Below are 14,676 nucleotides of genomic sequence, written 5' to 3' on the forward strand. Positions count from 1 at the left end.
TTACACACCAGCGGGCAAAATCGGTTGTAATCAGCGGGGCGCTGTGCTATAATAATATATCAAATCATGGGGGCACAGGGCCGTTTTTCGCTGTGCCGCCTAAAAGTGAGGGTACGCTTATGAAGATCGTGGTATTGGCGGGCGGACTGTCCACAGAGCGCCAGGTGGCGCTGACCAGCGGCACCGGCGTGTGCAGGGCGCTGCGGGAGAGGGGACACAAGGCCATTCTGGTGGATATGTTTTTGGGGTTGGAGGACTACGAGGGCGCGTTGGAGGATATCTTTGACGCGCCGGACGGCCTGTGCGGCCAGAGCCGGGTGGAGCGCGTGGAGCCGGACCTGGAGGCGGTGCGCCGCAGCCGGAGGGACCAGAGCCCCAGCCTGCTGGGCAAGGACGTGCTGACCGTGTGCCGCATGGCGGACGTGGTATTTCTGGCGCTGCACGGAAGCTGCGGCGAGGACGGCCGCATACAGGCCACGCTGGATCTGCTGGGCGTGCCCTACACCGGATCCGGGTATCTGGGCAGCGGCATGGCCATGGATAAATCCGTGACGAAGCGGATGATGGACTCTCTCGGTATTCGCACGGCTCCGTGGCACGACATCCACTATACCGAGAGCGATATCCCCCGGCTGGCGGAGGAGCTGCCGGTGCCCTGTGCCGTGAAGATCGTCAACGGCGGCAGCTCCATCGGTGTGGCGCTGCCGGACACGAAGGAACAGCTGGAGAAGGCCCTGCGCGACCTGCTGCGCTACGGCGACCATGTGGTGGTGGAGCAGAAGATCAAGGGTCGGGAGATACAGATCGCCGTGCTGGGCGACGGCTATCTGCCGGCGGTGGAGATCATCCCCAAGGGCGCCTATTTCGACTATGAGAGCAAGTATCAGGCCGGCGGCGCGGTGGAGCTGTGCCCCGCGCCTATCACGGACGCGGCGTGGAAGCAGGTGGGCGAGATGGCCCTGAAGCTGCACAAGGGGCTGGGGCTGAGCGTGTACTCCCGTTCGGACTTCATTCTGGACGAGAACGGTCAGGCCTGGTGCCTGGAGATCAACACCCTGCCGGGCATGACGCCTACCAGTCTGGTGCCCCAGGAGGCGGCGCAGGTGGGACTGAACTACGGCGAATTGTGCGAGAAGATCGTGGAGCTGTCGCTGACGGCGCGAAAGGCGGCGCGGGCATGATGCCGCTGACGGTACAGACCATCTGCGCCGCGGTGGGCGGCACGGTGCTGCAGAGCAGCGGCGCGGCGGTGCGCGACGTGACCACCGACAGCCGCCGCGTGCCGCAGGAAGCGCTGTTCATCCCTCTGGTGGGGGAACGCTTCGACGGCCACGCCTATATCGAAAAGGCGCTGGAGGCCGGGGCGGCGGGATGCCTGACGGCAAAGACGCCGGAGGCGCTGCTGCCGGGGAAGTTTTACATTCAGGTGCCCGACACGCGGCTGGCGCTGAAGGCGCTGGCCGCCTGGTACCGGGGGCAGTTCCGGCTGCCGGTGGTACAGGTGACCGGCTCCGTGGGCAAGACGACCACCAAGGAGATGATCGCCGCAGTGCTGACGCAGAAATACGAGACGCTGCGGACGGAGGGGAACCTCAACAACGACATCGGCGCGCCGCTGACGCTGCTGCGGCTCATGCCGGAGCACGAGGCGGCGGTGATCGAGACGGGCATGAACCACTTTGGGGAGATACGGTATCTGGGCGAGATGGTACGGCCGGATATCGCCGTTATCACCAACGTGGGCGACGCCCACATCGAAAATCTGGGCAACACACGGCAGGGCATTTTGCAGGCCAAGTGTGAGATATTTGAAAATCTGACCCCGGAGGGCGTCGCGGTGCTCAACGGCGACGACGAGCTGCTGAACACGGTGACGCTGCCACAGAGCATCCTGCGCTGCGGCGAGGGCGAGCACTGCGAGGTCCGCGTTACGGACATCGACGACCGGGGGCTGGAGGGCGTGGCCTGCACCGTGACCACGGGACAGGCGGCCTATCGGCTGGAGACGGCGGCGCCGGGGCGGCACATGGTCTATCCCATGGCCATGGCGGCAGCCATCGGCGAGCGGCTGGGCCTGACGGCGGCGGAGATCGCCGCGGGGACGGCGGCCTATGCGCCGGTGGGGAGCCGGATGCACCTGATCCGTATGGACGGGGATCGGCTGGTCATCGACGACTGCTACAACGCCAATCCGCAGTCCATGGCGGAGGGCATCCGTATGCTGGCTGCCAGCCGGCAGAAAAAGCGCCTGGCGGTGCTGGGCGACATGGGTGAGTTGGGTGCGCTGACGGCCCAGGCCCACCGGGATATGGGGACGCTGTGCCGGGAGTTGGGCATCGAGACCGTGGCGGTGGGGGAGAAGATGAGATCCCTGACCGAGACCGACCCCGACGCCCGGTGGTTTGCCACCGTGGAGGAGGCCATGCCCGCTGTACGGGCGCGGTTCACCCCGGGGACGGCGGTGCTGGTGAAGGCGTCCCGCGCCATGCATTTTGAGAACATCGTAAAGGAATTAGAGAAAGAGTAAATGGTCGACATTCGCGTTACAGGGCTGGTGAAGTCCTTTGATCTGGAAAAGAGAATACTGGACGGACTGAGCTTTCAGGTGGACAGCGGGGAGCGCGTGGGACTGCTGGGGCGGAACGGCGCCGGGAAGACCACGGTGTTCCGTATGCTCACCGGGGAGCTGGAGCCGGACGAGGGAGAGGTACAGATCGCCGCCGGACGGCGGGTGGGACTGATCTCGCAGATCCCCGTGTATCCGGAGGGGTACACGGTGGAGGACGTTTTGCAGACGGCCTTCGCGCGGATGTTTCGGATGAAGGACGAGATGGATGCGCTGGCCCTGCGGATGGAGCAGGGGGACAGCGGCGCGGATACGCTGCGGCGGTACGGTGAGCTGAACGCCAAATTCGAGGGACTGGGCGGCTGGGACACGGAGACGGCGGTGAACAGGGTGGCCAACGGCCTGAGCATCCCGAGGGAAATGCGGCAGCGGGAATTCGCGTGTTTGTCCGGCGGAGAGAAGACCCGGGTGAACCTGGGACGGCTCATTCTGGAGGATACGGACATCCTGCTGCTGGACGAGCCCACGAACCATCTGGACCTGCAGGCCACGGAGTGGCTGGAGGGGTATCTGCGGAGGTTCCGGGGCACGGTGCTGACCATCAGCCATGACCGGTATTTCCTGGACCGGACCGTGACGCGGATCATCGAGATACAGGACGGAAAAGCGGAGTTTTACAGCGGAAATTACAGCTTTTATGCCATCGAGAAGGAACGGCGGTATCAGGAGCGCATGAAGCAGTACCTGAAGGAGCAGGCGAAGATCGCGCAGCTGGAAAAGGCGGCGGAGCAGATGCACCTGTGGGCCTTCATGGGCAACGACGCGCTGCACAAGCGGGCCTTCAGCATGGAGAAGCGCATCGAGCGTATGCGGACCACGGAGAAGCCCACAAAGGCGCGGAAGCTGGAGGCGCGCTTCCAGAGCCGGGAGTTCAAGGGCGACGAGGTATTGCAGATCAAGGGCGTCAGCAAGGCCTTCGGCGAGAAGCGGCTGTTTGAGGATGTGTATCTGCGGTGCGAGGGGGGCGAGCGCATCGCTCTGCTGGGCGAGAACGGCACGGGAAAGACCACGCTGCTGAATATGCTGACCGGCAGCGAACGCCCGGACAGCGGCGTTATACGGCTGGGGCCGGCGGTGAAGGCGGCGTATCTGCCGCAGGTGATACACTTCGAGCACCCGGAGAGGTCCATACTGGACACGATGCTCTATGAGCTGGACATCACGCCGCAGTCGGCGCGGAACCGGCTGGCGGCGTATCAGTTCACCGGAGAGGATGTGTTCAAGAGCGTCAGCGTGCTGTCCGGCGGCGAGCTGAGCCGCCTGCGGCTGTGTATGCTGATGGACGAGAGCATCAATCTGCTGATATTGGACGAGCCGACGAACCATCTGGATATCGACTCGAGGGAGTGGCTGGAGCAGGCGGTGGAGGCCTTCGACGGGACGCTGCTGTTCGTGAGCCACGACCGGTATTTCATCAACCGGTTCGCCACCCGCGTGTGGGAGCTGGCCGAGGGCGTCATCACGGACTATCCCATGGGCTTTGCACAGTACCGGCAGGCCAAGGAGGAGGAACGCGCCGCCGCGGCGGCCGCGGTACAGGCGCAGTCCGCTGCGCCGAAAAAGAACGGCAGCCGGGGCAACCGGGCCCAGCAGGCGGCGAAAAAGCAGCTGACCATCTGCGAGACGGCTATCGCCAGGCTGGAGGCGGACAGCGCGCGGCTGGAGGCGGAGATGGCGGAGAATGCCTGCGACGCGGAGAAGCTGAACGCGCTGTATCAGGAACAGCAGGACGTGCAGAAGCGGCTGGAGCAGGAGATGGAGCGCTGGGAAGAACTGAGCTTGCAGGCCGAGGAACAGGAGGAGCGATAACATGAGTGATATTTTGTGCATTTACTATTCCCGGACCGGGCATACCCGCCGGGCGGTCAAGGAGATCGCCGAGGCGCTGGGCGCGGAGATCACGGCCATCACCGACGACTGCGACCGCAGCGGCTGGCGGGGATATATGCGCTGCGGCATGGACGCCATGAAGACGTCCACCCGGCCCCTGCAGCCCTTTGAGACGGAGAAGCCGCTGGGCGCGTACAAACTGGTGATCGTGGGCAGCCCGGTGTGGGCGGGGCGGTGCGCCAGCCCCATTCGTGCGCTGCTGAAGCGGCGGGGACTGGAGATGGAAAACGTGGCCTACGTGGTCACGCGGAGCACCACCCAGCGCAGTGAGGAGGTCTATGACCAGATGGATATGTACACCGGGCAGGCCCACCGGCTGGCGGTGTCGCTGCGGCCGGACAGCGAGGGGTATGAGTTCTGGCGGAACGACTTTATCCAGAATGTGCGCCGCCTGCTGGAGAACGGCTGAGGACGGACCATGCAGGAGAAGCTGAGCGCCCTTGCGGCGCATTTGACAGAGGTGGAGCAGCAGCTGGCGGACCCGGCGGTATATACGGACCGGGAGAAGCTGACGGCGCTGCGCCGGGAGCAGAAGGAGCTGGCACCGGTGGTGGAATGCTGGCAGGCGTATCTGCGGGCGCAGGACACCGCCCGGGAGGCGGAGGAGATGCTGTCTGACCCGGAGCTGCGGGCTTTGGCACAGGAGGAGCTGGCTGGGGCGAAGGGGGATATGGAGCGCTTGCAGGAGGAGCTGAAGCGGCTGCTGCTGCCGCGGGACCCCAATGACGAGAAGAACGTGATACTGGAGATACGGGCCGGTATCGGCGGGGAGGAGGGTGCACTATTCGCCGCCGACCTGCTGCGGATGTACACCATGTACGCCGAGCGCCGGGGCTGGACGCTGAGCATCGTCAGTGAGAACATGACGGAGCTGGGCGGCGTGAAGGAGGTCAGCGCCGAGATCGAGGGCGCGGGCGCCTGGTCACGGCTGAAATTCGAGGCTGGGACACACCGGGTGCAGCGGGTGCCGGAGACGGAGTCCTCCGGGCGCATCCAGACCTCCGCCGCCACGGTGGCGGTGATGCCCGAGGCGGAGGAGGTGGAGTTTTCCATCGACCCCAAGGACCTGCAGATCGACACGTTCCGTTCCTCCGGCGCGGGGGGACAGCACGTGAACAAGACGGAGAGCGCCATACGTATCACCCATCTGCCCACGGGCGTGGTGGTGGAGTGCCAGGATGAGCGCAGCCAGTATAAGAACAAGGATCGGGCCATGAAGATCCTGCGCTCGAAGCTGTACGAGGCGGAGCAGGAGAAGCAGAACGCCGCCATCGCCGCCACACGGAAGAGCCAGGTGGGCACCGGCGACAGAAGCGGCAAGATCAGAACGTATAATTTCCCGCAGAACCGGGTCACGGATCATCGGCTGACGGGAGACAATAAAAACTTCAACATTGCGGCCATCATTAACGGTGATCTGGACGGTATGATCGATGCGCTGACCCTGAACGACCAGGCCCAACGGCTGCAGGAGGGAAAGGAGAGTTGACCATGAACGAGAATAAGAAGAAAATGTATGACCTGTCCGGCCCCAAGACGGTGGAGGCTATGAAGAAGCGGCACTTTGACGCCTATTACTGTTCCACCGCTGCCGAGGCCGTGGAGAAGGCGCTGGAGCTGATCCCCAAGACGGACAGTGTATCCTGGGGCGGCGTGATGACCGTGGACGAGCTGGGGCTGAAGCAGCGGCTGGCGCAGGAGGGCTATACCCTCATCGACCGGGATACCGCTAAGGACCCGGCGGAGAAGCAGGCGCTGATGCACCAGGCGTTGAACTGCGGCACGTTCCTGATGAGCAGCAACGCCATCTCCAAGGATGGGCAGCTGGTGAATATCGACGGCATGGGCAACCGGGTGGCGGCCATGTGCTATGGACCCCGGCAGGTGTTGGTCATCGCCGGTATGAACAAGGTGCTGGGCACGCTGGACGACGCCATTGCCCGCGCCCGGAACATCGCCGCGCCGGCCAACGCGCAGCGGTTCGGTATCAAGACGCCCTGCGGCCTGACCGGACAGTGCGGTGACTGCACCAGTCCGGACTGCATCTGTTCCTATGTGGTGGTGACGAGGAACTCTATGGTGCATGAGCGTATCAAGGTCATCCTCGTGGGGGAGGACCTGGGGCTGTAAGGGGATGTTTTGCCGCTGCGGCGGAATAAAAGAGCAGAAGAAACGAGGTTCGGGTGATGGAGACCATCATATTCCATCCGGAAACGGACAAAAACGCCATCGCGGAGGCGGCGGCGATCCTTCGCCGGGGTGGCCTGCTGGGGATCCCCACGGAGACGGTATACGGACTGGGGGCCGACGGGCTCAACGAGGACGCGGTGCGCCGTATTTTCGAGGCTAAGGGACGGCCACAGGACAACCCGCTGATCCTGCACGTGCCGGACGCGGGCTGGCTGGAGCGCTGCTGTGCAGATATCCCTGACACGGCCTATGCGCTGGCGGAACGGTTCTGGCCGGGGCCGCTGACCATGATCCTGCCCCGGCGGGACTGCGTGCCCCTGCGGACCACCGGCGGGCTGGATACTGTGGGCGTCCGCTGCCCGGACCATCCGGTGACGCGGGCCATCATCGCCGCGGCGGGCACGCCGGTGGCCGCCCCCAGCGGGAATACCTCCGGCCGTCCCAGCCCCACCTGTGCCCGCCACATGATGGAGGACATGATGGGGAAGATCGACGGCATTGTGGATGGCGGCCCCTGCGCCGTGGGGGTGGAGAGCACCATCCTCGACCTGACGGTGCAGCCACCCCGGCTGCTGCGGCCCGGCGGACTGCCGCTGGAGGCACTGGAGGCGGTGCTGGGGGAGGTGGCCGTGGACAAGGCCGTGCGGCAGAAGCTGCCCGACGGGGAGAAGGCCAAGGCACCGGGAATGAAGTACCGGCACTACGCGCCCCGGGCTGCCGTGACGGTGGTGACGGGCGCGCCGCGGCGAAGCGCGGCGTACATCGCGGCGCACCTGCCGGCGGGGGCCGGGGTCATCTGCTTTGACGAGTACGCGCCGCTGTTCGCGGGGCACATTGTACATCGGTTGGGACCGGCAGGAGACAAGCTGGCCCAGGCACAGCGCGTGTTCGACGCGCTGCGGACCTTCGACGAGACGGAGGTGACGGCCATCTATGCCCAGTGCCCGGACGAGGCGGGACTGGGACTGGCGGTGAGCAACCGGCTGAAAAAGGCGGCGGGGTTCCACACGGTGGACGCGTCGCCGCTGGTCATCGGCTTCACGGGGCCTACCGGCGCGGGCAAGACCAGCGCCCTGCGGGCGCTGGAGCAGCTGGGCGGGCTGGTGCTGGACTGCGACGCCATCTACCATGAGCTGCTGCGGACGGACGGAGCGCTGCGGGGGGCCATCGCCGGGGCGTTCGGCCCGGTGTTCGCGGCGGACGGCGGTCTGGACCGGCAGAAGCTGGGGAACCTCGTATTCGGCGATCCGGCGGCGCTGGAGACGCTGAACGGGATCATCTATGCGCGGCTGCCCCGGGAGCTGCGGCGGCGGATGGACGAGAGCGACGCGGCGGTGGTGGGCATCGACGCCATCAACCTGATCGAAAGCGGGCTGGACGGAATGTGTCGGCGGACGGTGGCGGTGATCGCGCCGGCGGAGACGCGGGTGGCGCGCATCATGGCACGGGACGGCATACCGGAGGCATACGCGCGGCTGCGGGTGCGGGCACAGAAGGACGAAGCGTTCTACCGGGCCCGGTGCACGGACGTGCTGGTGAACGACTGCGGCAGCGCGGCGGCCTTTACGGAAAAGGCACGGCGGGCGCTGGAGACGATATTGAAGGAGGAACGAGCATGAGCGAGGAAATGAAGGCGCTGCGGGAGCAGCTGCTGCGGAACGACAAGAACGGGTATGATACGCTGGGCGAGGCGCAGCTGGCGGAGATGGAGGCCTACTGCGCGGACTACAAGGCGTTTCTGAACGAGGGAAAGACAGAACGGCTCAGCGCCCGGGCGGCTATCGCCGCGGCAGAGGCGAAGGGCTTTGTGCAGTATAAGCGCGGCATGGCGCTGAAGGCCGGGGATAAGGTGTACACCTGCAACCGGGGCAAGGGGCTGATGCTGGCGGTCATCGGTAAGGAGAGTCTGGCCGAGGGCGCGCAGATCGCGGCGGCGCATATCGACTCGCCGCGGCTGGATCTGAAGCCCACGCCGCTGTATGAGGACAGCGAGATGGCATATTTCAAGACCCACTACTACGGCGGTATCCGCAAGTACCAGTGGGTGACCATCCCCCTGCAGCTGCGGGGCGTGGTGGCCAAGAAGGACGGCAGCGTGGTAGACGTGTGCATCGGCGAGGCGGGCGAGCCCCAGCTGGTCATCACGGACCTGCTGCCCCATCTGGGCGGCGAACAGGGCCGGAAGCCCCTGAACGAGGCGGTGCCCGGCGAGACGCTGAACCTGCTGGTGGGCAGCCGGCCCATCGGGGACAGCGAGGACAAGGACCGGGTGAAGCTGCACGTGATGAAGCGGCTGCACGACAAGTACGGCATCACGGAGAGCGACTTCGCCTCCGCGGAGCTGGAGGCTGTTCCCGCCGCGGAGGCGGTGGACATCGGTGTTGACGGCAGCATGATCGGCTCCTACGGTCACGATGACCGGGTGTGCGGCTACGCGGCGCTGCGGGCGCTGCTGGATATCGAAACGCCGGACAAGACGGCGGTATGCGTGCTGGCGGACAAGGAGGAGATCGGCTCCATGGGCGTGACAGGTATGCAGTCCGCGGCCTTTGACGCCTTTATGTCTGACCTGTGCGACGGCCAGAACGTGCCGCTGAAGGCGTGCTTTGAGAACGCCTTTTGCCTGTCCGCCGACGTGACGGCGGCCTATGACCCCAACTTTGCCGATGTGTACGAGAAGAAGAACGCGGCCTTCGTCAACTACGGCGTGGGTATCTGCAAGTACACCGGCGCGCGGGGCAAGTCCGGCTCCTCGGACGCCAACGCGGAGACGGTGGCCTATGTGCGCGCGGTGCTGGACGGCGCGGGCGTGCGGTGGCAGATCTGCGAGCTGGGCAAGATCGACGCCGGCGGCGGCGGGACGGTGGCACAGTATATGGCCAACCGGAACATCGCCACGCTGGACGCCGGCGTGCCGGTGCTGAGCATGCACGCGCCCTTCGAGGTGGTGGCCAAGGTGGACTGCTACGAGATGTACCGGGCCTGCAAGGCACTGTACGAGGCGAGATAACGGAAAAGCACGGTCCCAGGCAGTGCCTGGGACCGTGCTTTTTACGGGAAAGATACGGAAATCCCTTGTAAAAAGTGGGGGAATACGGTATAATTTTCTACAAGAACAGCAGGAAGGGAGGCGGCGGTATGTACGGCATCGGTCAGCGGGTGGTGCACCCCATGCACGGGGCGGGCGTTATCGAGAACGTGACGGAGGAGCTGCTGTACGGCGCGGCGCGGACGTATTATGTATTTCGCCAGGCCGTCAGCGGACTGGTACTGAAGCTGCCCACTGATAACTGCGAGGCCATCGGTGTGCGGCTGCTGTATGACCGGGAGAGGATGGACGCGGTGCTCTCGGCCATCCCATCGCTGACGGTGGAGGAGGAGCGCAACTGGAACCGCCGCTACAGGGAGAACATGGCGCGGCTGAAAAGCGGCGACCTGACGGAGGTGGCACGGGTGGTCAAGTCTCTGATGCGGCGGGAGGCGGCGCGGGGACTGTCCACCGGAGAGAGAAAAATGCTGCACAGTGCCAAGGAGATACTGCTGTCGGAGCTGGCGATGGTGCGGGAGATCGGATACCAAGAGGCGGAGCGTCTGCTGGATGGCGCGGTGATGACGGGAGCGTGTGAGTGACGATGGGGAAGCTCTTTGATAAGCTGTTAAACCGGAAAAAGGAACGGCACCCCCGCTGCGCGGCGCTGGTGCCTGCCGCGGGGCGCTCTGAGCGCATGGGCGGAACGGATAAGCTGACGGCGCCGCTGTGCGGCGTGCCGGTGCTGCTGCGGACGCTGCGGGCGCTGGATGAGGCGGCGCTGATCGACGAGATCGTGGTGGCGGTAAGCCCGGAGCGACTGGAGGAGATCGCGGCCCTGTGTGCCGGGGCGAATGTCAAAACGCCGCTGCGCGTGGTGGAGGGCGGCGGGAGCCGCGCTCAGTCGGTGCTGCTGGCGGCGCTGGCGGCCGGCGACAGCTGCGAGCTGCTGGCGGTGCATGACGGCGCGCGGCCGCTGATCCTGCCGGAGCAGGTGGACGACATGGTGCGGCTGGGACAGCGGACCTATGCCGCCGCGCCGGCGCTGCCGGTGACAGACACGGTGAAGGTGGCGGATATGGCGGGGCTGGTGCAGTCCACGCCGGACCGGAAAACGCTGTACGCCGTACAGACGCCACAGGTGTTTCAGGCGAACATCCTGAAGGCTGCTCTGCAGTCGGCTATTCAGGCCGGGGCGGACATCACGGACGACTGCTCCGCCGTGGAACGGCTGGGCAAGGAGGTATGGCTGGCCCCCGGCTGGCGGGAGAACATCAAGATCACCACGCGGGAGGACCTGACCATGGCAGAGGCATTCCTGCGGGAGAGGGAGAACAGAGCATGACGGATCTGCGCATTGGATACGGCTATGACGTACACCGGCTGGTACCGGGCCGCGCCCTGGTGCTGGGCGGGGTGACGGTGCCCTTTGAGAAGGGGCTGCTGGGGCACTCCGACGCGGACGTGCTGACCCACGCGGTGATGGATGCTCTGCTGGGTGCGGCGGCGCTGGGGGACATCGGCAAGCTGTTTCCGGACAGCGATGCGCGCTACGCCGGGGCGGACAGCACGGCGCTGCTGCGGCAGGTGACGGCGGTGCTGGCGGAGGCGGGCTGGACCATTGTGAATGTGGACGCTACGGTGGCGGCGCAGGCGCCGAAGCTGGCACCCTATATCCCGGAGATGCGGGAGAGACTGGCGGCGGCCATGGGACTGGACGCGGGATGTGTCTCTGTGAAAGCGACGACGGAGGAGGGACTGGGCTTTACCGGCAGCGGCGAGGGCATAGCGGCCCACGCGGCGGCGCTGGTGGAGAAAACGGCGTAAAAAACCCGGTGCAATCTTCACACATTATTAACAGCGGTGGGGTTGTGCCAAAAGTGAACATATGGTACAATATACCTGTTAAGATGCGGAGGCGTGTCTGCCCGATACGGACAGATGCGCCGCTTTTTGGTATAGGCTATGGAGGACGAGGAAAGGAAGGTAGACTTGAGCCACAGGACTATTCAGGACGAGCAGGCGAGACTGCGTAAAAAACGGCAGAAGGCGGAAAACGTCTTTGCTGTATTCAAAAAACCGCTGCACGAGTCGCTGACATCGGTATTGCCGGTGATGCTTATCGTGCTGGTGCTGTGCTTCACCATTGCACCGGTGCCCAACAACGCCATGGTGGCGTTCCTGCTGGGCGGCGTGATGCTGATCGCCGGCATGGGACTGTTCACGCTGGGGTCGGAGATGTCCATGATCCCGCTGGGACAGGCGGTAGGCTCCGAGATCACACGGCGAAAGAAGGTGTGGATCATCACGGTGGTGGGCTTCCTCATCGGCATGATCATTACCGTGGCGGAGCCGGATCTGCAGGTGCTGGCCAACCAGGTACCGGCCATTGAGAACAACGTGATCATCTGGTCCGTGGCGGTGGGCGTGGGTGTGTTCCTGGTCATCGCCCTGCTGCGTATCGTGCTGGGTATCCAGCTGCGGTGGCTGCTGATCGGGTTTTATGCCATCGTATTCGGTCTGGCGATGTTCGTGTCGCCGGATTTCTGGGCGGTGGCTTTTGACTCCGGAGGCGTGACCACTGGACCCATGACGGTGCCGTTCATCATGGCACTGGGCGTGGGCGTGTGCGCCGTGCGAAGCGACAAGCAGGCAGGGGGCGACAGCTTCGGCCTGGTGGCGCTGTGCTCTATCGGGCCGATCATCACGGTGCTGATCCTTGGATTGCTGTATAAGCCGGACGGAAGCGCCTACACCGCGGCGGTCATGCCGGATGCCAAGGACACGGTGGAGATGTTCGATCTGTATCTCAGCGAGATACCTCACTATCTGAAGGAGACGGCATCGGCGCTGCTGCCTATCGGCGCTTTCCTGATCCTGTTCCAGCTGGTGACCCGCAGACTCAAGCGCAAGGAGATACTGCACATGGTCATCGGTCTGGTGTATGTGTACATAGGATTGACCATCTTCCTGATGGGCGTGAACGTGGGATTTATGCCCGTGGGCAGCTTTTTGGGCGGCAGCATCGCCAGCCATACCTATAATTGGATACTTATCCCCATTGCTATGGTCATCGGTTATTTCATCGTACAGGCGGAGCCGGCTGTCCATGTGCTGAACAAGCAGGTGGAGGAGATCACCGCCGGTTCCATCCCGGCTCACGCCATGAACCTGGCGCTGTCTGTGGGCGTGGCCATCTCGCTGGGGCTGGCTATGATCCGGGTGCTGACGGGTATCTCCATCATGTGGTTCCTGGTGCCGGGCTATGTGCTGAGTCTGGCGCTGAGCTTCGTGGTGCCGCAGATCTTTACGTCCGTGGCCTTCGACTCCGGCGGCGTGGCCTCCGGACCCATGACGGCTACGTTCCTGCTGCCCTTCGCCCTGGGCGCCTGCGACGCTGTGGGCGGCAATCTGGTGACGGACGCTTTCGGTGTGGTGGCGATGGTGGCCATGACGCCGCTGGTGACCATACAGCTGCTGGGCCTGAGCTATCAGAGAAAGCTGCGCCGCGCACCTGCTCCTGCCGCGCCTGTGGCGGTGGAGGAGCTTATCGAGCTGTGCTGAGGAGGTGGAGATATGTCTGAAACAACCAAGAACCGTCTGTATCTGATGATCACCATCACCAACCGGGTCATGGGCGCCACGCATTTTCTGGATTTCTACCGGGCTTTCGGCGCGCCGGTGGTGTTCACCGCCCTGGGACGGGGCACCGCCAGCAACGACGTGCTGAGTTATCTGGGTCTGGAGGCTACGGAGAAGTCCGTGATGTTCTCCGTGGTGACGCCGGCTGTCAAGGAGGTGCTGATGCGGGAACTGGTGGACACCATGCGGATCGACCGGCCCGGCAGCGGTATCGCCGTGTGCCTGCACCTGAGCAGCGTGGGCGGAAGGACGGCGCTGAACTATCTGATCTCCGGCAAAAGCGACGCGCAGCCGGATATGACTGTGAAGGAGGAAGAGCAGATGAACGAGAACGCGTATCAGCTGATCGTGGCGATCACCAATACCGGGTACACCGACGCGGTGATGGAGGCGGCCTCCGCCGCCGGCGCGCGGGGCGGTACGGTCATTCACGCCCGGGCTACCGACGCGGAGAACAGCAACAAGTTCTTCGGCATGGCCATCTCGGAGGAACGGGAGATGATCTTCCTGGTGACCTCCGCCGATAAGCGGGCGGCCATCATGCAGTCCATCATGGAGAAGGCCGGCGCCCACACTGAGGCGCAGACGGTGACGTTCTCCGTGCCGCTGGACGACGCAGCGGGGCTGTACAGCGCCAACAGCAACTGAAAAGGCAAGGCCCCCGGCTTGATCGGAGGCAGAAAACGTGCCTCCCCCGGCGAAACCGGGGGAGGCTTTTGTGTGAAAGGAACCGCAGGAGGGCGGCCTGTTCAGCGGTTATTGGGGGGATGCAAGATGACGCTTCAGGGCCTGGAAGGTGGCGTCACTGATGACGTGCTCCATGCGGCAGGCGTCCTCGGCAGCGCTGGCCTCGTCCACACCCAGGCGGCGGAGAAAGTCCGTGAGGACCGTGTGGCGCTCGTAGATCTTTTCGGCTACCTCGCGCCCGACGGCGGTAAGGGTGATGTAGCCGCCGTTGTCTACGTCGATATACTGCCCGGCCTTCAGCAGGCCAACGGCGCGGCTGACGCTGGGCTTGGAGTAGCCCATATAGTCCACGATGTCGATGGAACGGACGGCCTTCCCCTGGCGGATCAGGACCAGGATGCTCTCCAGATACATCTCGCCGGATTCCTGTAATACCACGGCGGCACCTCCTTTGACACTTAGAGCACTCTAACTGAAGTATAACACACGACTGGCGTAAAAGCAAGTGAAAGTTAAATATATTTAACTGTCGTTACAATGGCGGGTGTTTCTTGACAGAGCGGTTAGCATGTGCTAACATCATACCACATGACATAGATAGACGATTGAGGTA

Annotated in this window: 14 protein-coding genes; 13 read left to right on the forward strand and 1 reads right to left on the reverse strand. The window is 64.3% G+C overall.

Features of this window, described 5'->3' with window-relative positions; translation table 11 throughout:
- Positions 1–119: 119 nt before the first annotated feature.
- The 13 genes from ACOMDU_RS00540 (at position 120) to ACOMDU_RS00600 (ending at position 14,024) form a co-directional block, all read left to right on the forward strand.
- The gene (locus ACOMDU_RS00540) at positions 120–1,181 is read left to right on the forward strand and encodes a D-alanine--D-alanine ligase family protein (RefSeq protein WP_421128559.1); all 1,062 of its coding nucleotides are present in this window, start codon (positions 120–122) and stop codon (positions 1,179–1,181) included.
- The gene (locus ACOMDU_RS00545; RefSeq protein ID WP_421128560.1) at positions 1,178–2,527 is read left to right on the forward strand and encodes a UDP-N-acetylmuramoyl-tripeptide--D-alanyl-D-alanine ligase; all 1,350 of its coding nucleotides are present in this window, start codon (positions 1,178–1,180) and stop codon (positions 2,525–2,527) included. Before ACOMDU_RS00540 ends, ACOMDU_RS00545 begins: the two co-directional genes overlap by 4 nt.
- Entirely contained in the window at positions 2,528–4,435 is a 1,908-nt protein-coding gene (locus ACOMDU_RS00550; protein WP_421128561.1) for an ABC-F family ATP-binding cassette domain-containing protein, read from the forward strand.
- Between the two features lies 1 nt (position 4,436).
- Complete coding sequence (locus tag ACOMDU_RS00555) at positions 4,437–4,925, forward strand: flavodoxin family protein (protein ID WP_421128562.1); 489 nt, start codon at positions 4,437–4,439, stop codon at positions 4,923–4,925.
- Positions 4,926–4,934: 9 nt separating this feature from the next.
- The gene (gene prfA / locus ACOMDU_RS00560) at positions 4,935–6,005 is read left to right on the forward strand and encodes a peptide chain release factor 1 (RefSeq protein ID WP_421128563.1); all 1,071 of its coding nucleotides are present in this window, start codon (positions 4,935–4,937) and stop codon (positions 6,003–6,005) included.
- Between the two features lie 2 nt (positions 6,006–6,007).
- Positions 6,008–6,646, forward strand: a complete 639-nt coding sequence (locus ACOMDU_RS00565) for a lactate utilization protein (protein ID WP_421128564.1) — start codon at positions 6,008–6,010, stop codon at positions 6,644–6,646.
- A gap of 56 nt (positions 6,647–6,702) precedes the next feature.
- Positions 6,703–8,325 carry an L-threonylcarbamoyladenylate synthase gene (locus ACOMDU_RS00570; RefSeq protein WP_421128565.1) on the forward strand — a complete coding sequence of 541 codons (1,623 nt, stop codon included), beginning with the start codon at positions 6,703–6,705 and terminating at the stop codon, positions 8,323–8,325.
- Positions 8,322–9,716 (forward strand): aminopeptidase, encoded by a 1,395-nt coding sequence (locus ACOMDU_RS00575; protein WP_421128566.1) that lies wholly within the window; start codon positions 8,322–8,324, stop codon positions 9,714–9,716. Before ACOMDU_RS00570 ends, ACOMDU_RS00575 begins: the two co-directional genes overlap by 4 nt.
- A gap of 128 nt (positions 9,717–9,844) precedes the next feature.
- Positions 9,845–10,336, forward strand: coding sequence for a CarD family transcriptional regulator (locus ACOMDU_RS00580; protein WP_421128567.1), 492 nt, complete (start codon positions 9,845–9,847; stop codon positions 10,334–10,336).
- 2 nt (positions 10,337–10,338) lie between these two features.
- Positions 10,339–11,079, forward strand: a complete 741-nt coding sequence (ispD, locus tag ACOMDU_RS00585; protein ID WP_421128935.1) for a 2-C-methyl-D-erythritol 4-phosphate cytidylyltransferase — start codon at positions 10,339–10,341, stop codon at positions 11,077–11,079.
- Positions 11,076–11,561, forward strand: a complete 486-nt coding sequence (ispF, locus tag ACOMDU_RS00590; protein ID WP_421128568.1) for a 2-C-methyl-D-erythritol 2,4-cyclodiphosphate synthase — start codon at positions 11,076–11,078, stop codon at positions 11,559–11,561. The genes ispD and ispF overlap by 4 nt, the downstream gene beginning before the upstream one ends.
- A 288-nt stretch (positions 11,562–11,849) precedes the next feature.
- Positions 11,850–13,298, forward strand: coding sequence for a DUF1538 domain-containing protein (locus tag ACOMDU_RS00595; protein WP_421128936.1), 1,449 nt, complete (start codon positions 11,850–11,852; stop codon positions 13,296–13,298).
- Positions 13,299–13,310: 12 nt separating this feature from the next.
- Positions 13,311–14,024 (forward strand): P-II family nitrogen regulator, encoded by a 714-nt coding sequence (locus tag ACOMDU_RS00600; RefSeq protein ID WP_421128569.1) that lies wholly within the window; start codon positions 13,311–13,313, stop codon positions 14,022–14,024.
- A 108-nt stretch (positions 14,025–14,132) separates the two neighbouring features.
- Here the strand turns inward: ACOMDU_RS00600 and ACOMDU_RS00605 are convergent, their stop codons facing one another.
- Positions 14,133–14,501 carry a metal-dependent transcriptional regulator gene (locus ACOMDU_RS00605; RefSeq protein WP_421128570.1) on the reverse strand — a complete coding sequence of 123 codons (369 nt, stop codon included), beginning with the start codon at positions 14,499–14,501 and terminating at the stop codon, positions 14,133–14,135.
- Between the last annotated feature and the right edge of the window lie 175 nt (positions 14,502–14,676).

Source organism: Vescimonas sanitatis, assembly GCF_049060325.1.
GTDB lineage: Bacteria > Bacillota > Clostridia > Oscillospirales > Oscillospiraceae > Vescimonas > Vescimonas sanitatis.

Coding starts and splice junctions, on each gene's coding strand:
- ispD (WP_421128935.1), top strand. CDS start 10,339: ATGGGGAAGCTCTTTGATAAGCTGTTAAACCGGAAAAAGGAACGGCAC.
- ACOMDU_RS00545 (WP_421128560.1), top strand. CDS start 1,178: ATGATGCCGCTGACGGTACAGACCATCTGCGCCGCGGTGGGCGGCACG.
- ACOMDU_RS00540 (WP_421128559.1), top strand. CDS start 120: ATGAAGATCGTGGTATTGGCGGGCGGACTGTCCACAGAGCGCCAGGTG.
- ACOMDU_RS00580 (WP_421128567.1), top strand. CDS start 9,845: ATGTACGGCATCGGTCAGCGGGTGGTGCACCCCATGCACGGGGCGGGC.
- prfA (WP_421128563.1), top strand. CDS start 4,935: ATGCAGGAGAAGCTGAGCGCCCTTGCGGCGCATTTGACAGAGGTGGAG.
- ACOMDU_RS00600 (WP_421128569.1), top strand. CDS start 13,311: ATGTCTGAAACAACCAAGAACCGTCTGTATCTGATGATCACCATCACC.
- ACOMDU_RS00550 (WP_421128561.1), top strand. CDS start 2,528: ATGGTCGACATTCGCGTTACAGGGCTGGTGAAGTCCTTTGATCTGGAA.
- ispF (WP_421128568.1), top strand. CDS start 11,076: ATGACGGATCTGCGCATTGGATACGGCTATGACGTACACCGGCTGGTA.
- ACOMDU_RS00575 (WP_421128566.1), top strand. CDS start 8,322: ATGAGCGAGGAAATGAAGGCGCTGCGGGAGCAGCTGCTGCGGAACGAC.
- ACOMDU_RS00565 (WP_421128564.1), top strand. CDS start 6,008: ATGAACGAGAATAAGAAGAAAATGTATGACCTGTCCGGCCCCAAGACG.
- ACOMDU_RS00555 (WP_421128562.1), top strand. CDS start 4,437: ATGAGTGATATTTTGTGCATTTACTATTCCCGGACCGGGCATACCCGC.
- ACOMDU_RS00570 (WP_421128565.1), top strand. CDS start 6,703: ATGGAGACCATCATATTCCATCCGGAAACGGACAAAAACGCCATCGCG.
- ACOMDU_RS00595 (WP_421128936.1), top strand. CDS start 11,850: ATGCTTATCGTGCTGGTGCTGTGCTTCACCATTGCACCGGTGCCCAAC.